The 17,677-nt window shown below is 37.0% G+C and carries 19 protein-coding genes; 5 read left to right on the top strand and 14 right to left on the bottom strand.

What is annotated here, in order from left to right; genetic code table 11:
• Window positions 1-78 precede the first annotated feature (78 nt).
• Window positions 79-600, top strand: a complete 522-nt coding sequence (locus MTQ00_RS10450) for a thioredoxin family protein (protein WP_172279877.1) — start codon at window positions 79-81, stop codon at window positions 598-600.
• A gap of 62 nt (window positions 601-662) precedes the next feature.
• Here MTQ00_RS10450 and MTQ00_RS10445 read toward each other — a convergent pair whose 3' ends face one another.
• The 4 genes from MTQ00_RS10445 to MTQ00_RS10430 all read right to left on the bottom strand — a co-directional run bounded on the left by MTQ00_RS10445 (window position 663) and on the right by MTQ00_RS10430 (window position 1,910).
• Window positions 663-1,061 carry a DUF7674 family protein gene (locus tag MTQ00_RS10445; protein ID WP_172279876.1) on the bottom strand — a complete coding sequence of 133 codons (399 nt, stop codon included), beginning with the start codon at window positions 1,059-1,061 and terminating at the stop codon, window positions 663-665.
• A gap of 53 nt (window positions 1,062-1,114) precedes the next feature.
• Window positions 1,115-1,246, bottom strand: a complete 132-nt coding sequence (locus MTQ00_RS10440) for a hypothetical protein (RefSeq protein ID WP_262888816.1) — start codon at window positions 1,244-1,246, stop codon at window positions 1,115-1,117.
• Between the two features lie 136 nt (window positions 1,247-1,382).
• Window positions 1,383-1,739: a DUF7674 family protein gene (locus tag MTQ00_RS10435; RefSeq protein ID WP_172279875.1), complete on the bottom strand. Its 357-nt coding sequence runs from the start codon at window positions 1,737-1,739 to the stop codon at window positions 1,383-1,385.
• Window positions 1,740-1,745: 6 nt separating this feature from the next.
• On the bottom strand, window positions 1,746-1,910 hold the full coding sequence (locus MTQ00_RS10430) for a hypothetical protein (RefSeq protein WP_273648836.1): 165 nt from the start codon (window positions 1,908-1,910) through the stop codon (window positions 1,746-1,748).
• 204 nt (window positions 1,911-2,114) lie between these two features.
• On the opposite strand from MTQ00_RS10430, the gene MTQ00_RS10425 reads away from it, so the two are divergent.
• The gene (locus tag MTQ00_RS10425) at window positions 2,115-3,128 is read left to right on the top strand and encodes a nucleoid-associated protein (RefSeq protein ID WP_172279874.1); all 1,014 of its coding nucleotides are present in this window, start codon (window positions 2,115-2,117) and stop codon (window positions 3,126-3,128) included.
• Between the two features lie 86 nt (window positions 3,129-3,214).
• Here the strand turns inward: MTQ00_RS10425 and MTQ00_RS10420 are convergent, their stop codons facing one another.
• The 6 genes from MTQ00_RS10420 to MTQ00_RS10395 all read right to left on the bottom strand — a co-directional run bounded on the left by MTQ00_RS10420 (window position 3,215) and on the right by MTQ00_RS10395 (window position 10,269).
• Window positions 3,215-3,964 (bottom strand): succinate dehydrogenase/fumarate reductase iron-sulfur subunit, encoded by a 750-nt coding sequence (locus MTQ00_RS10420; protein WP_273648835.1) that lies wholly within the window; start codon window positions 3,962-3,964, stop codon window positions 3,215-3,217.
• 11 nt (window positions 3,965-3,975) lie between these two features.
• Window positions 3,976-5,892 carry a fumarate reductase/succinate dehydrogenase flavoprotein subunit gene (locus MTQ00_RS10415; protein WP_273648833.1) on the bottom strand — a complete coding sequence of 639 codons (1,917 nt, stop codon included), beginning with the start codon at window positions 5,890-5,892 and terminating at the stop codon, window positions 3,976-3,978.
• Window positions 5,893-5,903: 11 nt separating this feature from the next.
• Complete coding sequence (locus MTQ00_RS10410) at window positions 5,904-6,560, bottom strand: succinate dehydrogenase cytochrome b subunit (RefSeq protein ID WP_273648831.1); 657 nt, start codon at window positions 6,558-6,560, stop codon at window positions 5,904-5,906.
• A 19-nt stretch (window positions 6,561-6,579) separates the two neighbouring features.
• Window positions 6,580-8,010 carry an anion permease gene (locus MTQ00_RS10405; RefSeq protein WP_273648830.1) on the bottom strand — a complete coding sequence of 477 codons (1,431 nt, stop codon included), beginning with the start codon at window positions 8,008-8,010 and terminating at the stop codon, window positions 6,580-6,582.
• 19 nt (window positions 8,011-8,029) lie between these two features.
• Entirely contained in the window at window positions 8,030-9,160 is a 1,131-nt protein-coding gene (locus MTQ00_RS10400; RefSeq protein ID WP_273648828.1) for a porin, read from the bottom strand.
• Window positions 9,161-9,222: 62 nt separating this feature from the next.
• A complete protein-coding gene (locus tag MTQ00_RS10395) occupies window positions 9,223-10,269 on the bottom strand; it encodes a linear amide C-N hydrolase (RefSeq protein WP_273648826.1) in 1,047 nt (348 codons plus the stop codon).
• 336 nt (window positions 10,270-10,605) lie between these two features.
• On the opposite strand from MTQ00_RS10395, the gene MTQ00_RS10390 reads away from it, so the two are divergent.
• From MTQ00_RS10390 to MTQ00_RS10380, 3 genes are all read left to right on the top strand, one after another.
• Entirely contained in the window at window positions 10,606-12,795 is a 2,190-nt protein-coding gene (locus tag MTQ00_RS10390) for an ATP-binding protein (RefSeq protein WP_273648824.1), read from the top strand.
• A 26-nt stretch (window positions 12,796-12,821) separates the two neighbouring features.
• On the top strand, window positions 12,822-13,373 hold the full coding sequence (locus MTQ00_RS10385; protein ID WP_172279866.1) for a biliverdin-producing heme oxygenase: 552 nt from the start codon (window positions 12,822-12,824) through the stop codon (window positions 13,371-13,373).
• Between the two features lie 139 nt (window positions 13,374-13,512).
• On the top strand, window positions 13,513-14,439 hold the full coding sequence (locus MTQ00_RS10380) for a malate dehydrogenase (RefSeq protein ID WP_172279865.1): 927 nt from the start codon (window positions 13,513-13,515) through the stop codon (window positions 14,437-14,439).
• A gap of 61 nt (window positions 14,440-14,500) precedes the next feature.
• Here MTQ00_RS10380 and MTQ00_RS10375 read toward each other — a convergent pair whose 3' ends face one another.
• The 4 genes from MTQ00_RS10375 to MTQ00_RS10360 all read right to left on the bottom strand — a co-directional run bounded on the left by MTQ00_RS10375 (window position 14,501) and on the right by MTQ00_RS10360 (window position 17,439).
• On the bottom strand, window positions 14,501-15,229 hold the full coding sequence (locus MTQ00_RS10375) for a hypothetical protein (RefSeq protein ID WP_172279864.1): 729 nt from the start codon (window positions 15,227-15,229) through the stop codon (window positions 14,501-14,503).
• A 124-nt stretch (window positions 15,230-15,353) separates the two neighbouring features.
• Window positions 15,354-15,770, bottom strand: coding sequence for a VOC family protein (locus MTQ00_RS10370; protein WP_172279863.1), 417 nt, complete (start codon window positions 15,768-15,770; stop codon window positions 15,354-15,356).
• A 92-nt stretch (window positions 15,771-15,862) separates the two neighbouring features.
• Window positions 15,863-16,771, bottom strand: a complete 909-nt coding sequence (locus MTQ00_RS10365) for an alpha/beta fold hydrolase (protein ID WP_273648822.1) — start codon at window positions 16,769-16,771, stop codon at window positions 15,863-15,865.
• Window positions 16,772-16,890: 119 nt separating this feature from the next.
• On the bottom strand, window positions 16,891-17,439 hold the full coding sequence (locus MTQ00_RS10360) for a hypothetical protein (protein ID WP_273648820.1): 549 nt from the start codon (window positions 17,437-17,439) through the stop codon (window positions 16,891-16,893).
• Window positions 17,440-17,677 lie beyond the last annotated feature (238 nt).

Here is a 17,677-nt window from a genome sequence, read left to right as displayed (position 1 = left end):
TTGATTTTATATTTTATTATTATAAATTCCTGATAAATTACCTAAATTCGTGTTGTATTAACTTAAAAAAATATTGAAATGAAATATTCTAAAATAATCCTGGTGTTTACTGTACTTTTATTTCAGTTGGGATTTGCGCAGGAAAAAGCAGATGTAGTCCTTAACAAAGCTCTTACAGATGCTAAAAAGGAAAATAAAAATGTACTTCTTGTATTCCATGCGTCATGGTGCCAATGGTGTAAACTGATGGAAAAGAATATGAATCTTCCGGAAACAAAGCCTTTGTTTGATAAAAACTATGTTACGGCCTATGTGGATGTACAGGAAAGAGGTGAAAAGAAAGTTCTTGAAAATCCCGGAGGCGAGGCAATGATGAATCAATATAAAGGTGAGAATGCAGGCCTTCCTTTTTGGTTGGTATTGAATTCTAAAGGTGAGGTTCTTACAGATTCTTTTAATGACAAAGGAGAAAATCTGGGATCCCCAGCAACTCCGGAGGAAGTAGATGTTTTTTTAGCGAAACTTGAAAAAACTACAAAATTGAACAGACAAGAACTTGAAACCATTCAAAAAGTTTTCGTGAAGAAAAAAGATCAGTAAAGAGATTGATATCATCCAATAAAAATGCCCCGGAATCTTTCGATTCCGGGGCATTTTGCTATTTATTTTTTACCAAAAAATATCTGATCTTTTTTCTGCTGTTCCAGGTAAATTTCCTGGAAATTAACCGGCATATACTGAAAGATCGCATTCCAGTGTTGTATTTTAGTATGCTTTTTAAAGCTTTCAAATGATCTTACGAAAAGATTTTCGATAATATCTTTAACATAAGTATCCGCATTACGGTAAATTCCTTCCATCAATTTGATATGATGGCCGATAATATTAATCTTGGATTCCCGTAAGAGGTTCTTCAAGTAATTTACCGTGGATTGAATAATACCGGCGAAATTTTTTTGCATTGATAATTGAGTAATTTCACTTCTAAGAGTGGGATAGAAAAATTTTAAATACTCTACAGCTGTCTCTTCATTAATAGTTTGCATTGGCTCGTTCATCATAAATAATATTTTATTTTTCAAACACTTTTATTGCCGCCAAAATTATACCAAACTTATAAGTATGATGCAACAATAAATACTCCGATTATTAAAGCAATATGAGTTGCCAATATTTCGATATTGTGTCTGGAATTCGCTTCTTTCCACTGTTTCCAGTCGAATTGTTTTCTGATTTTTGTCTTCATAGTGATGATAATTGTGTAATGAAATACCTGAAAAATGTAATAAAAAAATAAGATGGCCGGTTTTTATCAACCGTTTTCCACGGAAAATCTCCTTAAAGTGACAAAAGGATTCTTTTTCTGATGATAAATGCTGTCATTATATGCCATGATTGTAAATCTGCTTGGCATATATTTTTTGCAAATCCCTGGACATGTGGCTAAAGATTGCTTTCCGGTATTCTTCATTACAAAGGATAGTGACATTATCGAGGGAATAAATAAAAGTACATTCTATAGCATTCTTAAGCATAGCATCTCCGTTTTTATAGATGTTACTCATCTTTTTTAAACTTTTAAAAAGGAGTGTCCTTTCATTTTGACGAATCATTCGCTTGATATGATCTGTAAAAGTGCTCATGGCATAATAAGAACTTTGTGTTTTGTGCTCATCCAACTCGTACTGTATATCAGGAATAACTTCTGTAATTTCCTGAACGGCCTGTAAGTAATTCATATTTATTTAATAATGGTTTTGTTCTAAAAATCTGATAAATCCTCCGAAAATAAAGAGTACAAGAAATGCTATGAATAGCAAGTGATAAGGCTTCATCCATTTCGGGGTTTTCGGTCCTTTGCTTTTTAATCTTCGCAGCCGGTCTATTCTGTTTAAGGTTTTTAAGTCCATTTTTTATGTTTTGAGAATGGTGATGCCAAATGTGTTCCTTTGAAAATGTTTTTATTTTAATATGCTGTATATCAATTTATTGAACTGATATTGCTGATGTTTATACAGCCAGAAAACCATTCAAAATGATAAGGTTATTATCAGAATGAAATGCTGTCCGGTATTTGATATTATTAATATCTTTGCAATCCATAAAAATCAAAAATGTTTTCAAAAATTATAGTACACAGAGTAGGAAATAAGATTAACGGTGAGTCTTTAACACTTTCCCAGGAAGAGCTGCAGTTGGAAGAAGGGATGGCAGAAATGCTGGAAGATTACTTTCTAGGTTCTTTTAAAACAGAAGAAACGTACCAGTTTTACAGTGATACTTATCTTGTCAATAATCCTGTTTACAGTTCTGTAACAGAAATTTTTGAGGATAAGGCCAAATTTCTATGGGAATCGGAGAATATTGCCAAACACCTTTTTGAAGCTGCTGAAAATCCGAGAGTGCAGGGAGGAGAATTGTTTATTGTTTTCTTTGAAGATGAAAGGGAAGGCGATGAGAAAGTGGATAAAATAGGTATTTTTAAGACTGAAAAAAGAGAATCTTTCTTAAAGATATTTCCTCAGGAAGAAACTTTTGGACTTGAAAAAGATCAGGGTATTGGCTTGTCAAAAATTGATAAGGCAGCTTTGATCTATAATAATAACAAAGAAAGCGGATATGTTTTATCTGTAGTGGATAATAACAAGAACGGTGATATGTATTACTGGTTTGAGGATTTTCTTAAAGTAAAGCAGCGTGATGATGAGTATTTCCATACTCAGGAAGCTTTAATGGTGTACAAGGACTATATTACCAAGCAGCTTCCGCAGGAATTTGAGGTTTCTAAAGCGGATCAGGCTGACTTTTTGAATAAATCCATCAATTTCTTTAAAGAAAAAGAAGAGTTTAAGCTTGATGATTTTGCGAGTGAGGTACTTGGTGATGAACACGTGATTGAGAGTTTTGTTAACTTTAAAACAGATTACGAACAGGATATGCAGATCAATATTGCTGAAGAATTTCCGATCAGTGAAGCGGCTGTAAAAAAGACACAACGACATTTTAAAAGCATTATCAAATTAGATAAAAATTTTCATATCTACATTCATGGTGACCGGAAGATGCTGGAACAGGGACAGGATGAAAAAGGAAAGTATTATATGCTGTACTTTGATAAGGAAGTCTAAGGAAGTTAAAACATAAGGTGTAAAAGGGCAAAAGGGTAGAATAACGAAAAAGAAAATTCACCTTTTTGTCCTTTTGCTTTTTTTATTTACTTTTTTCTGAAAAATAAAGCCCTGCTGTATTCATAGTTCATACGCGCGATATTAAGAACTGATATTCCCTGAGGGCATTCCACTTCACAAGCTTCTGTGTTGGAGCAATGACCGAATAATTCTTTATCCATCTGCTGAACCATTTTAATCACCCGTTCGCTCCTTTCTTCTTTTCCCTGGGGAAGAAGTACCATATGGCTTATTTTTGCAGAGGTAAACAATGCTGCACTCGCATTTTTACAAGTGGCTACACAAGCTCCGCATCCGATACAGGCCGCGGAATCAAAAGCTTCTTCGGCAATCTGGTGAGTAACTGCAATGGCCGTGGCATCCGGAGCCTGTCCCGTATTCACGGAAACAAAACCTCCCGAAGAAATAATTCTGTCAAAAGCCGAGCGGTCAACTTTTAGATCTCTTTTTACCGGAAATGCTTCCGCCCGGAAAGGTTCTATAACAATAGTTTCTCCGTCTTTAAAAGAACGCAGGTGGAGCTGGCATGTGGTCGTGTTTTCTAAGGGACCGTGTGCCAAGCCATTGATCATGATTCCACATTGTCCGCAAATACCTTCACGACAGTCATGATCGAATTCTACCGGTTCTTCTCCTTCTACGATCAGCTTTTCATTAAGTGTATCGAGCATTTCGAGAAAAGACATTTGGGAATTGAGATCTTTTAAATCATAATTTACGAGCTTTCCTTCCGTGCTTCTGTCTTTCTGTCTCCATATTTTAAGATGTAAATCCATAATTTCTTTTTTTATTTATAACTTCTTACAGTGGGTTGTATTTCTTCAAATACAAGCGGTTCTTTAATTAATTCAGGTTCCTGATTTTCACCTTTCCATGCCCAGGCAGAAATAAACTGAAATTCAGAATCATTTCTCAGGGCTTCTCCATCGGGAGTCTGATATTCTTCACGGAAATGGGCTCCACAAGATTCGTTTCGGGTGAGGGCATCGTAGCACATCAGTTCACCGATTTCAAAATAATCTGCAACACGTCCGGCTTTTTCCAATTCTGTATTCATGTGGTTTTCATCACCGGAAACTCTTACGTTTTTATAAAATTCTGCTTTCAGTTTTTTTATTTCTTCAATGGCATATTTCAGGCCTGCTTCATTTCTTGCTAACCCACAATAATCATAAAGCAGCTTGCCCAGGGTTTTATGATAGTAATCAACGGTTTTGTTCCCTTTGATATTGATAAGGTGTTCAATCTGTTGCTTAACGGCATTTTCCGCATTCTCAAATGCCAGGTTATCGGTTGATATTTTTCCGGTATGGATTTCATTGGAAAGATAATTTGCGATCGTATACGGAGCAATGAAATAGCCATCTACGGAAGCCTGAAGAAGGGAATTGGCCCCCAGTCTGTTGGCTCCATGATCTGCAAAATTGGCTTCTCCCAGAGCAAACAGCCCCGGAATGGTTGTCATGAGCTCATAATCTACCCATAATCCGCCCATAGAAAAGTGGGCAGAAGGAGAGATCATCATGGGTTCTTTGTAAGCATCATATCCGGTTATTTTTAAATACATATCGAACAGGTTTCCATATTTTTCCTTAATTTTTTCTTTGCCCTGTTCCTTAATTGCTTTGGAAAAATCAAGATATACTGCATTTTTAAGAGGTCCGATACCGAATCCGGCATCAATTCTTTCTTTAGCAGCCCGGGAGGAAATATCCCTTGGTGCCAGATTGCCAAAAGCAGGGTACCGCCTTTCCAGATAATAATCTCGTTCATCCTCAGGAATATCATTTGGAGATCTGGTTTCATTATCTTTTAAAGGAACCCATATCCTTCCATCATTCCGGAGAGATTCGGACATCAGGGTCAGCTTGGATTGATAATCTCCGGATTGGGGCAATGATGTCGGGTGAACCTGTATCCAACTTGGTGAAGCCATTAAAGCTCCTTTTTTATGGGCTCTCCAGATTGCTGAGCCATTACATCCCATGGCCAATGTGGAGAGGTAATAAATTTTACCATATCCGCCGGTGGCTAATACAACAGCATGAGCAGAATGCCGTTCAATCTCGCCGGTATCCAAATTTCTTACAATAACTCCTCTTGCCTTGCCATCAATGAGCACAAGATCCAGCATTTCATGTCTGGAAAACAATTGTACGGTATTTTTACCCACCTGCCTCATTAATGCCTGATATGCTCCCAGAAGCAATTGCTGACCAGTTTGACCTCTGGCATAGAATGTTCTGCTTACCTGGACTCCGCCAAAAGACCGGTTGTTGAGGTAGCCTCCGTACTCCCTGCCAAAAGGAACTCCCTGCGCTACTGCCTGATCAATAAGGTTTAACGAACATTCAGCCATGCGGTATACATTGGCCTCACGAGCTCTGAAATCTCCTCCTTTGAGGGTATCCACAAACATTCTGTACACGCTGTCTCCATCATTTTTATAATTTTTAGCAGCATTTACTCCTCCCTGAGCTGCTACGGAGTGGGCTCTTCTCGGACTGTCCTGAAAACAGAATGATTTTACATTATAGCCCATTTCTCCAAGAGATGCAGCTATGGAACTTCCTGCCAGTCCTGTTCCGACTACGATAACATCCAGCTTTTTACGGTTTGCAGGATTAACGAGTTTTGCCGTTTTTTTATATTGAGCCCATTTTTGTTCTAATGGTCCCTGGGGTATTTTAGAATCTAACTTCATCGGTTTTATTTTTAATTAGCGGTAAAGAAAACATAAACAGGCATGAGCGCAAATCCGACACTGATTATGACTGAATAAGCAATTCCTATGGTCTTAAACCATTTTACAAACTTCGGATGATAAAGTCCCAGTGTTCTTACTGCGCTATAGATCCCATGGATAAGATGATAGCATAGGGCAGCCATGGAAATTACATAAATGATCACATACCACCATTCTTTAAATACCGTCACCACAAGTATATAAAGATCCTTATTCCCGTTATTGTCTAATGGCGGACTACCGAATTTATATACATACCAGAAGTTCTGAAAATGGATCACCAGAAAGATCAGTAATAAAGTTCCTAATATTCCCATATTCCTGGAATACCACTTGCTTGCTCTTCCGCGTCTGTCGGCAGAATAACGTCCACCCGATTTTTTGTTTTTTAAAGTGATGATTAAACCATCTACTGCGTGAAGAATAATACTTGCGTACAGGACATAAGAAACGATTTTGATTACAATATTACCCGAAAGGAAGTGAGAATAGGCATTGAATTGCAAATGTGCCTGCTCCTGCGGCAGGAACAGCTGAAGATTTCCCAGGAAATGGATCAGCAAGAAAAAACTCAGAAACAATCCTGTGAGGCACATCAGCATTTTTCTTGACAAGGTAGACAGCATAATTTTTGTTTTTTTATTTTTAATAATATCCCAATACTTTCATCCATAAGCCACCTACTACCATGTAGATAATAAGAAGTACGATTCCTATTTCCAAACCGCGAAGCCACCAGGCTTTCAGCTCTACATAGCCGCTTCCGAAAAATACCGGAGCAGGACCGTGGCCATAATGCGTAAGTACCCCATAAATAGAACCCAGAAAACCGAGCATCATGGCCAGTAACATTGGTGGTATCCCCACGGCAACACCTACACCTAACAATGCGGCGTACATGGCAGCGACATGGGCAGTAGCACTGGCGAAAATATAATGGCTGAAAAAGTATACAACAATAATTACAGGAAAGGCCACCTGCCAGCTCAGTCCACCGATTTTCACTTTGATCAGGTCACTGAACCATCCGATAAAGCCGAGTTCATTCAGTGAGCTTGCCATCATAACCAGTACGGCAAACCATACGATGGTATCCCAGGCTCCTTTCTCTGACTTTACATCTTCCCATGTCAGGACAGAAGTCAGAAGCAGTAAGGTTAATCCTATAAAAGCGGTTGTAGTAGCATCAATTGAAAGTGCTCCGCCAAATATCCAGAGTGCCAGTAAAATGAAGAATGCCAATAGCATCAGCCATTCGTTCCTTGAAATAGGCCCCATGTCTTTAAGCTTTTGAGCAGCCATTTTAGGAGCGTCACCTGTTTTTTTTAATTCCGGTGGATACAATTTATAGAGTACTAACGGAACTACAAAAAAGGCAACCAAACCAGGCAGGAAACCAGCAGCAGCCCATGACATCCAAGTGATGTTGATGCCCAGATTGGCTGCAAATTTCTGACACATCGGATTACTGGCGGTTCCTGTTAAGAACATAGAGGAAGCGATCAGGTTCATATAATAGCTGTTCAGCGTTAAGAATGCCCCTAGCTTTCTGTGGGTTTCCGGTTTTTCCGGAACAGAATCAAAACTGATAGCCATGGATTTCATAATAGGGTAGATGATACCTCCTCCCCGTGCGGTATTACTAGGGATAGCGGGAGCCAGGCAGACATCCGCTAATCCCAGACCATAAGCCAGCCCAAGGGAACTTTTACCGAAAATCCTTATGAATAAAAAAGCAATACGATTTCCCAGGCCGGTTTTTATAAATCCCCGTGCAATAAAAAATGAGATCCCAATCAGCCATATCACTTTATCTCCAAAACCGGAGAGTGCTTTAGTGATTGATTTTCCCGCATCACCCGGTGCAATTACCTGGGTTAGTGCAGTGAATCCGATAGCCATCATACACATGGTTCCCATAGGAGCTGCTTTTAGAATGATTCCTAAAATTGTTGCCGCGAAAATGGCAAAAAGGTGCCACGCATCTGCGGTAACACCATCGGGCTCAGGAATAAACCAGATGATAAGGGCAACAGCAAAAGTTATTGCGACATTCTTGATATTTATTTCTTTCATAGTAGTAATGTGTTAATGATTAAAATCTACTTTGCACCTGAACGATGAATAGATTATTATTGTATTGTGAGGTATTTTCAATCTGTTTTTTATATCTGTCGAACTGTACACCCAATTGAATTCTTGCGCCATAGTTTTTAAGAAACTCTAAACCGAACATCGGAGTGATCGTTTGCCGGGGATTGGAGTTCATCCTGAAATTGGTGTCCAGGTATTCATACCGGCAGGATAATTCGAAGGCGCTGAGGTTTCTATGGTTGATTTCATATCTTAAGTTTGGTAAAAAATAAATGCCACGAATCAGATAATTGTCCGGATTGTCGGGCCTTTGTTCGGCTGCTATTGAATTATACAAAACATGATTTGTTGCCTGTTTCGCCTCCAACTGCATATCGAGGCTCCATTTAGGATCAAAAGTAACCAATGAGCTGAGGTCCACTCCAAGGGCGTAAACCTTTTTACCAAAGACTTCACCTATGCCGCCATTTAAACCAACGTTAAAATTGTATTTTTTTAAAAGCCCGAATACCAGGCGGGTTGAATATTGTTTTCCGTTGTCGTTATCATTAACCTGATTCTTTCCATTACCATTAACTACAGAAACCGCATATTGGAAAGGTATTTCTCCCAGCTCAAGCTGCCCGGTAGCAGACATCCCTATCTGGAAACTTGTCCATCCCAATTTTCCGAATTCAGTGTACTGATTGGACCAGTCCAAAGACTTGATGATGTCTATAGGGTAAGTTTCTTCAATCCCGAACCACGGACGGAATTGCCCGACAGTGATGGCAAGTTTAGGATTGAAAGTGTATTTCAAATAAGCATTTTCGAGAACCCTGCTTTTGGGATCATTTTTGAAATCTGCCAGATTAGCCAATACGACCACTTCAGTGCGTTTGCTGATCTGTGCTCTTACCTGTACCCTCATGTATTTGAGCATGAAATTATTATCAGTTCCGGATCCGTCTTCATGATGAAGTCCGTTTACATCAACATCTTTGGTCATACCAACAAGATATCTCGCCTGAAAAAGCCCTTTGATCTGTAGCTGAGGATATTTTATATTATCTTCTTCCGGTTGGGTCTGTGCAGAGTCTTTCACCTGCCCGCTTACTGATATCGAGAAGACAATCAGGCAAAGTAATTGCATTCTTTTTTTTAGTGAAAAAAAGGTCATAGTGCTTTATATTGAGTTTAAAGATTGAAAAGGATCTAAAGTCCCAGGAATTTAAAAGGCTTGCTTTCTACAAAGTCTTTATTGGTTTTTCCGTTGTAGGTTTTAAAATTATCAAGGTTTAATTTTAATATTTTTCCTTTGGGGCTGAAATCAAATTCTTTAAGATCTACCCAAAAGGTATTGGGAGTGAATACGGTTTCGAAGTAGTAAACCAGATTTTTATGGTCGGAGACAGAACGCCATCTTGTTGAAGAGATATTAGGTTCTGTTTCTGAACTTATACCGTATGGTACCGAACAATTTCTGATCACACTGAAAACACTTGCTACCGCAGAGCGGGTATCAGAAGTTTTCGGAATCGCATCGATATAATAGGAAGCTCTTACAAAACGGTCTGCTGCACGATTGGTTCCGGGAAGCATAATAGTGCCCGGGATTCCTTTCCAGTAATTATTTAAAGCGAGTTGCTGATCAAAAACAGGGGAGTTTGTCATTACAGTGTAAGACGGATCGTGATGGATAACCAGTTTTCCGTCGATGTATTCTAAAACAGCATTATCCCCGGAAGCATCTGATAAAGATAAATGAAGAGTAGTAAATCGTTCAGTTCCCGGGATATAATCACTTACAACAACGAACGGTTCTTTTTTCATATAATCGACAGCCTCTTTTACATTTTCAAAATTATCGAGGAAATATTGAGCCCACATCGAAATGGAAATGCCTTTCTCGCGTCCCTTGGGATTAAATTTCGGATATTGGCTTTCACCCAGCCATAGTACATTGGCAACAAGTCCTTTTTCGTTCATTCCGTCAGCGGTTGCAATATCCCATGCTGTGCTGATAAGGCTACCATATTTAGAAGTCCATTTAACTGATTTTGCGCCGACTTCGCCGTCACGTTGTATTCCTCGCGGGAGTACCCATAAATTTACTGCAATTTCATCACGCCAGTCCATAGACCGGGCAGTGATAACTGTGTTATCAGGACCTTTATAAACGACTCTTGTACAAGCTTCGGAATAATTAATGAGTCCAGGTAGAAAAAAGGAAATAAGAGGGATTATAAATAATTTTTTCATACTGATGTATTTGAGTGTTAGGTAAATAAATAATATATTTCTTTTAAAAATATTTGATTATTTATTTATGTTTTCATGTTTTGGTGATATAAAACTAGTGAATTTTACTTAATTATTAGAATTATTTTAATTTAATATTAGTTTGATGTTAATAATCATTTTCCTTTAATTTTATGAAAAAAATTGTGATTTTCTTAACAAAATTTATTATATTAATAACAATGGATTGTATTCTAATGTGCTGTTATTTAAATAGTTGAATTTATAAAAGGTTTAGATACCACAAAGTAATATTTCATCAAAAAAATCGTTATATTTGATTGATTTTAGAATACTATGAATTTTGTAGAATGTCACGAAGAACCCATCCATATTCCGGGGTATGTACAAAGTTTTGGATACCTGATTGGCATTGATGCAGAATCTCACTTCATTACTTTTTTCAGTGAAAATATAAGGGATATATTTGCTATCGAAGATGTAAACATCCTTTTCGATAAAAAGATCAGTGATTTTCCGGAAAGCTTCCAAAGTATTATAGAATCAGAGATTTATAATTCACTGAATACGTTTACAAGACGAGAAAATGAGACGTATTTCGATAAAATATTCATCCACGGAACGGAATATCATTTTTCTGTTTTCCGAAATAGCGGCCGCATCTTTTTAGAGTTTGAGAAGGTTATTGAAAATCCCAATAAGCGGATATCCAATAAGTACGATAACTTTTATATTATAGACAATGCTCAGGAAATCTGGGATCAGCTCTTAAACACACTTTCTAAAATTGTGAATTATGACAGAATGATGGTGTATAAGTTTATGACCGATGGTTCGGGAAAGGTGATTGCTGAAAAAAGAAGTAACGGTACACATAGTTATCTCGGATTGCATTATCCTGAAACGGATATCCCAAGACAGGCCAGGGAACTGTATCTTAAAAAAAGAAAGAGGATTTTCAGTAATGTATATTCTGAAACTGTTCCTATTTTAAGCAAAATACAACAAAATATAGATCTTACATTCGCTGCGTCACGTGGAATGTCGCCTATTCATGGGCAGTATATCAAAAACTCCGGAGCTTCTTCAAGTTTTAGTGTCTCCATCATTATCGATGATAAGCTATGGGGACTGGTAACCTGTCAGAATACCGAACCTAAACATATAGATCTGGAAGACCGCGTTCAGGCAGGGATTTTTACGGCATTGGCATCTAATGCCTATTCGTCTTTTAAAACCAAAAGAGAACTGAAGTATCGCCTGGATCTGAATGAAAAATCTGCATTTCTGAAAACAGAGTTTCTGAAACAAAATTCTTTATTCGACTCTCTGGTTCAGAACAGGAAAGAAATTATGAATATTGCAGAAGCAGATGGTCTGGCAATTATTTCGGATGACAATATTGTAAAAACAGGAATTACTCCAGCCCACGCAGTTATTCAGAAAATAGTAAACTGGGCTTACGAAAACACAGATGAAAGTATTTACATTAACCGCAGTTTCCTGAAAGAGTACGGTAATGATCTGGAACTCGACAAAGATAGTGCAGGGATTATCATATACTTCATAGACCGGGTTAAGAATGAAATGTTGATCTGGTTCCGCCGGGAATTTGACGAACATATAGATTGGGCCGGAAATCCTGAAAAGAAGGTTGATGTTTTCGTTCAAAACGGGGAGGAAAAGCAGATCGTTTCTCCAAGAAAATCTTTTGAAGTATTTAAGGAAAACATTAAAGGTAATTCCAAACGATGGAGTTCCAGAAACATAAGCGGAGTACAGGTGGTCCGTGATGTAATTTTAGAAACATCCCACAAGCAATATAACACCATAAAACAGCTGAATGACCAGCTTAAAAAGGTAAATGAGGAGCTGGACAGTTTTTCTTATACCATCTCTCATGACCTGGGAACACCACTTACCGTAATGAAGCTTAATGCCCAGATGCTTCTTTCTAATTTTGACAAGTCCGAAAAGGAAAAAAACAAGCTAAAGTCTATTATCGAAGAAATTGATAATATGGCAGAGATGATGCATGATGTCCTTCAACTGAGTCGTGCAAAGCACAGTGAAATTGAACTGGAAAGCCTGCAGCCTCATCAGACAATCGAAAAAATTTCTGAAAATGCCAGAATCACTTTTGATAGCCCGAAAACAGAGATTATCATCAAGGAAGCTCCCGAGGTCCTGGCAGATAAAACCATGTTGCACCAGGTATTTTTAAATATCATTAATAATGCCGTAAAATATTCCTCTCATCAGGAGCAACCGACAGTAAAAATCGAAGGGCAGGAAGTGGGAGAAACGGTTGTTTATAAAATTTCAGACAATGGAATCGGAATTCCTGAAGAGGAAAAGCATAAAATGTTTAAGATTTTCAACAGGATGGATAATGCCAAGAAGTTTAAAGGGAATGGCATCGGGCTGTCTATTGTTCATAGGATTATGAAGAGAATAGGAGGGAATGTGGATTATAAAAGTGATAAAGAGGGTACTTCTTTCATTTTAACGTTTAAAAAGCCCTAAATTTGAGGAACTTTTAAATCCAAATTATGGTATCTGAATATCTTAAACAAAATACAGCTGAATATCACGATGCTGCTGAGAAACTTTTTAACTCTGAAAAGATTTTTAATAAGACCTTTACTTTAGAAGATTATAAAAAAATCATTCATACGAATTACCTGATGCTTTTGCATTCTGAAGATAAAATTTTCAACAGCCTTCATGACAAGTTTGGTGATAAACTTCAATTGGAACAGAGAGTAAAACTTCCCCTTATCGAAAAAGATCTGGAAAGTCTTGCTTTGGAAAACCAAAAGACATCCCAGAGACTTGAGGTAAATAATGAGCATGAGGCATTGGGAATGATGTATGTAATTGAAGGTTCTACATTAGGAGGAAATGTTATTGCGAAACAACTTTCTAAAACGGAGGGTTTTGATGAGGTAACTTTCAATTTCTTCGGTTGTTATCAGGAGAACACGGGACCCATGTGGAAAAACTTTAAAGAGGTTCTGGATACTGAAGTTTCTGAAGAGAACTACAACGAGGTATTATCGGGAGCCAAAAAATTATACACTTTTTTACTGAATGTAAATTAATTTCTGGTCTGAAATCCAAATATATCCTTTGCAGATAATTAACTTCCTGAAAGATTGCTCAATTTTTCAGGAATTGTTAAATTTGGGAGTCAAATTTTTAGACTGAACTAAAAATAAATAATTTTAAAAAGTATACATTATGAAAGTAACTGTAGTAGGTGCAGGCGCTGTAGGAGCAAGCTGTGCAGAATACATCGCTATGAAAAACTTCTGTTCAGAGGTAGTTTTAGTAGACATTAAAGAAGGTTTTGCTGAAGGTAAAGCAATGGATTTGATGCAGACAGCGTCGCTTAACGGTTTTGATACCAAAATTACGGGAACAACAGGAGACTACAGCAAAACTGCAGGATCTCATGTAGCAGTAATCACTTCAGGGATTCCAAGAAAACCTGGAATGACAAGAGAAGAATTGATCGGAATTAATGCAGGAATCGTAAAAGACGTTACTGCTAACCTGGTAAAGCATTCTCCTGATGTAATCATCATTGTAGTTTCTAACCCTATGGATACAATGGCATATTTAGTACACAAAACTTCCGGTCTTCCAAAACATAAGATCATCGGAATGGGGGGTGCATTGGATTCTGCCAGATTTAAATACAGATTGGCTGAAGCATTGGAAAGCCCTATTTCTGATGTAGACGGAATGGTAATCGCTGCTCACAGTGATACAGGAATGCTTCCATTATTGAGCAAAGCGACAAGAAACGGAGTTCCTGTAACTGAATTCCTTGATGCTGATCAACAAAAATATGTAATTGAAGAAACGAAAGTTGGTGGAGCTACATTAACTAAATTATTAGGAACTTCAGCTTGGTATGCTCCAGGTGCGGCTGTTTCTGTAATGGTTCAGGCAATTGCATGTGACCAGAAAAAAATGATCCCTTGTTCTTTGATGCTTGAAGGGGAATACAACCAAACTGATATCTGCTTAGGTGTTCCTGCTATTATCGGTAAAAATGGTGTTGAAAAGATCGTAAACGTAACACTTACTGTAGAAGAGCAATTGAAGTTTGCTGAGGCTGCTAAAGCGGTAAGAGAAGTGAACGGAGATCTGAAGTTTTAATTACATTAAACTTTATATATAAAAAACGCGCCCAAAAGGCGCGTTTTTTTATGTAGTCTTTTTAATCAATTCTTTCGATCAACATCTTTCTTCCACCCGCATCAATTTCCTGTTTCAAAACCTGGTTGGATTTTGTGTCAATATAAAAAGTCATTTTTACAGCATTGTCAGAAATATCATCTGTCACACTCACCATCCAGACCTCTTTATTGAGAAAAGTTCCTTTTTGTGTATCTGTAATATGGGCCTTCATTAACCTCTTGCTTGATTTCGGATTGTAGTCAAAAATGGCAATATCAGTCTTATAATGATCTTTAAGCGGTAACCACCGGATGATCTGAGGATAGATGTTACTATCGAAAAATCCTCCCTCTCCCTTTTCGTTAATTTCGGTTTTGGTATTGCTTGCTTTGTCTGTATAATATCCGGTTACTGTTTTCCCAAAATGTAAAGCCATGTCCCTTTGTGTGTTGAAAGAAGTATGTTTTATTGGTTTTAATTGAGGAAGCTCTGCAATGGTTTCATCAACCCAATCTGGCTTACCAGCCATTTTTACGGTAGTTTTTACATCCACTGTGGTATTGCTACGGGTAATTTCTGTGTTTATCTTAGCAATTTCAATTTTAGCCCCATCCTTTAAGGCATACCAGATCATTGCTTCTTTTTCATTTTTGATTAAGTTATTGATCACTTCATTCTTTTCAGGAGTCTGAACTTTATCTTGTGCACAAAATAGGGAATTGCCTAATATCATCATGAGAACTGTGCAGGAAAGAAACCTTGTTTTCATAGTATAGTTATTTGTTGGTTATAATCAGTAAGTCACTGAAAATGAACAAATGTTACATTGCTATGAGTATTATGGGACAGGGAGAAATAAAAAACGCACAATTTGTGCGTTTTTAGGTAATCTCTTATTTTTCAGCGTGAAGGCCAATTCGGTTGCCTTCCGTATCTCTAATTACAGCAATATAGCCTGCATTCATTTTCATCGCCGGACTTACGATCCTGCCACCAGCCGATTCTACTTTGTCCAAGACCACCTGGATTTCCGGATAAGCATTGATGTAGACTAATGTTCCTTTGTCCGAAGGCTGATTGTTTTCTGATTTTGATAAAACTCCTGTAATTCTACCCGAGGTAGCCTGCACAACATCAGGGTTATAAGGGAAGAAGGTAAGTTCTTCCTGAGTTTCCGGAATAGAGCGTGTGATCATTTTAATATCTAAAATTGTTTCATAAAATGTTTTCGCCCTTTCCGTATTGATGACCGGAATTTCAAACCATGTAATAACATTGGTGTTTTCGTCAATTTTTTTTAATGCTTTCATAGCTTAATATTTATGGTGTATGATTAAGGCAGCTAATACAATACCAATAGCAGCTATGTTTGAATTATTTTTATTGACAATTTGCAGATTTATTATTTTTTCCTTCCTACAAAATTCCAGACCGCTTTAATGAATTCAGGATTTTTTTCATAATACAGCAGGTGTCCGCCATCAATGGAAACAATTTCTTTATCAGGGAACTTAAAGGATTGATAGTGTTTTGTACCTACAGCCTTATCCTTTTTCCCAGTAATGATCAATGTTGGAACTTTGATGTCTTTTGTAATCGGGGCATAATCTGCATAGTATTCGGGAAATTCTTTAGGCTTTGTAATCACTGCCATCCCAAAGTCAATGATTCTTGGATGTAATGAATCAACCTTATCCATTTCTTTGATCGTTTCAATATCATCCGTAAGGAATCTGAATCCCATTCTTTTGGATCTTAAAGCCTTGCTTAATTTGGAAAGCTCAGAAGAAAGACTGTCTTTTGCAATCTTTTGGTTTTTCAAATGAAGAAGCTCATTGGCATATTCAATCTGTTCTTTGACAGATTCATTATTTAAGAAATGTAAAGTCACATTGGCTAAAATAATGCCTTTTACATTTTGAGGATATTTTTTAGCATAGCTTACGGCAATAATTCCTCCAAAAGAATGAGCCATTAAGAAAACCTTGTTTAATTTTAGATGCTGTCTTAATTCTTCAATATCCTGTACCATTTTATCCAAATGATAATCATCCGATTGTGCAGATTTTCCGGATCCTCTCTGGTCCATGTAGACCATTTTAAGATTTTTCTCGAGATGGTTCCCTCCCATTAACTCAAATGAAGGATAGCCCTGACCCGGTCCTCCAGGAATATAGATACAGGCTTCACCATTTCCGGAAACTTTGTAATGGATCTGTACATGATCACTTGTCTGAAAAAAATCCTCAGATTTGGATTGAGCTGATATAGTATTAATGAATAATAGCAGAGTAAAGAAAATAAATTTCATGTATACAATTTTATACGAATATAACATTTTATAACAGGTATTTATTACACCTCTTTTATCTTAAGAGATAGAAGATAGGTCTCTGTACTTTTAAAATAATCCAGCCAGATCTTGTAGGATTATATTTCTACGGTTTTCGGTACCTTAAATAACAAAACCACAGCCCATATTTGCAGAATAGTTTGAGCAACATTTATAATTCCAAGAACAGGATCTGCTAAAAAATTCATTATTACAATTGGGATTGCAAGAATTCCTAAAATTAAAAGAACCAAAAGGACATATTTTATCCATTCTGTACCTTTTCCTGCTAAATATCCAATTCCAAAAATGATTGCAATTGTTACTACAGCTGTAAATATTGCAGAATCTGAACTAAGAGATTCATAGGTCCAGATCATATTACCGACACCTAACGCAGCTGAAAGATAAATTAAGTTAGCTGCTTTCATATGGTTAGAGTGGGGAATGACCTCTGCTTTTTCTTTTTCTGTTGTCATCAAAGAATTCTTTCGTTCAATTTCTTCAGGACTGAATTCTTTCCCTCTGGATTCCAATATATCAAATGCATATAGAATAGCTTGAGGCACAACCTTAGTATCTGGTTTTATATATTTTTCAAGCTCCTGGCTTGACATTTTTTCTAAGACATTTTTATTGACGCTCATTTTAAATCAGATCGTAGTTTTTTAAGATCGCAAATTTAATAAAACCTCTCTCTTAAAATAAACAAATCTGAATAATAAATAGATTTCAGCTAAAAGACTGAATCTACTTTTCTGTAGCCGAAAAAGTGGGTGTGTTTATAAAAATAAAAGAAGCAAATTTTCTTTATGTAAAATTGAAAGTAGTGAAAAATTATATTCTATATTTCTGAACCTATAATTAAAATATTATTAAAAAATA

The organism is Chryseobacterium sp. B21-037, assembly GCF_028570785.1.
GTDB lineage: Bacteria > Bacteroidota > Bacteroidia > Flavobacteriales > Weeksellaceae > Chryseobacterium > Chryseobacterium proteolyticum.
Note: the sequence above shows the minus strand (reverse complement) of the source record. Positions and strands in the feature narration are given on the sequence as shown.

Excerpts from the sequence above, each read along its gene's own strand:
- MTQ00_RS10450 (WP_172279877.1), top strand. The coding sequence starts at position 79 with ATGAAATATTCTAAAATAATCCTGGTGTTTACTGTACTTTTATTTCAG.
- MTQ00_RS10445 (WP_172279876.1), bottom strand. The coding sequence starts at position 1,061 with ATGATGAACGAGCCAATGCAAACTATTAATGAAGAGACAGCTGTAGAG.
- MTQ00_RS10440 (WP_262888816.1), bottom strand. The coding sequence starts at position 1,246 with ATGAAGACAAAAATCAGAAAACAATTCGACTGGAAACAGTGGAAAGAA.
- MTQ00_RS10435 (WP_172279875.1), bottom strand. The coding sequence starts at position 1,739 with ATGAATTACTTACAGGCCGTTCAGGAAATTACAGAAGTTATTCCTGAT.
- MTQ00_RS10430 (WP_273648836.1), bottom strand. The coding sequence starts at position 1,910 with ATGGACTTAAAAACCTTAAACAGAATAGACCGGCTGCGAAGATTAAAA.
- MTQ00_RS10425 (WP_172279874.1), top strand. The coding sequence starts at position 2,115 with ATGTTTTCAAAAATTATAGTACACAGAGTAGGAAATAAGATTAACGGT.
- MTQ00_RS10420 (WP_273648835.1), bottom strand. The coding sequence starts at position 3,964 with ATGGATTTACATCTTAAAATATGGAGACAGAAAGACAGAAGCACGGAA.
- MTQ00_RS10415 (WP_273648833.1), bottom strand. The coding sequence starts at position 5,892 with ATGAAGTTAGATTCTAAAATACCCCAGGGACCATTAGAACAAAAATGG.
- MTQ00_RS10410 (WP_273648831.1), bottom strand. The coding sequence starts at position 6,560 with ATGCTGTCTACCTTGTCAAGAAAAATGCTGATGTGCCTCACAGGATTG.
- MTQ00_RS10405 (WP_273648830.1), bottom strand. The coding sequence starts at position 8,010 with ATGAAAGAAATAAATATCAAGAATGTCGCAATAACTTTTGCTGTTGCC.
- MTQ00_RS10400 (WP_273648828.1), bottom strand. The coding sequence starts at position 9,160 with ATGCAATTACTTTGCCTGATTGTCTTCTCGATATCAGTAAGCGGGCAG.
- MTQ00_RS10395 (WP_273648826.1), bottom strand. The coding sequence starts at position 10,269 with ATGAAAAAATTATTTATAATCCCTCTTATTTCCTTTTTTCTACCTGGA.
- MTQ00_RS10390 (WP_273648824.1), top strand. The coding sequence starts at position 10,606 with ATGAATTTTGTAGAATGTCACGAAGAACCCATCCATATTCCGGGGTAT.
- MTQ00_RS10385 (WP_172279866.1), top strand. The coding sequence starts at position 12,822 with ATGGTATCTGAATATCTTAAACAAAATACAGCTGAATATCACGATGCT.
- MTQ00_RS10380 (WP_172279865.1), top strand. The coding sequence starts at position 13,513 with ATGAAAGTAACTGTAGTAGGTGCAGGCGCTGTAGGAGCAAGCTGTGCA.
- MTQ00_RS10375 (WP_172279864.1), bottom strand. The coding sequence starts at position 15,229 with ATGAAAACAAGGTTTCTTTCCTGCACAGTTCTCATGATGATATTAGGC.
- MTQ00_RS10370 (WP_172279863.1), bottom strand. The coding sequence starts at position 15,770 with ATGAAAGCATTAAAAAAAATTGACGAAAACACCAATGTTATTACATGG.
- MTQ00_RS10365 (WP_273648822.1), bottom strand. The coding sequence starts at position 16,771 with ATGAAATTTATTTTCTTTACTCTGCTATTATTCATTAATACTATATCA.
- MTQ00_RS10360 (WP_273648820.1), bottom strand. The coding sequence starts at position 17,439 with ATGAGCGTCAATAAAAATGTCTTAGAAAAAATGTCAAGCCAGGAGCTT.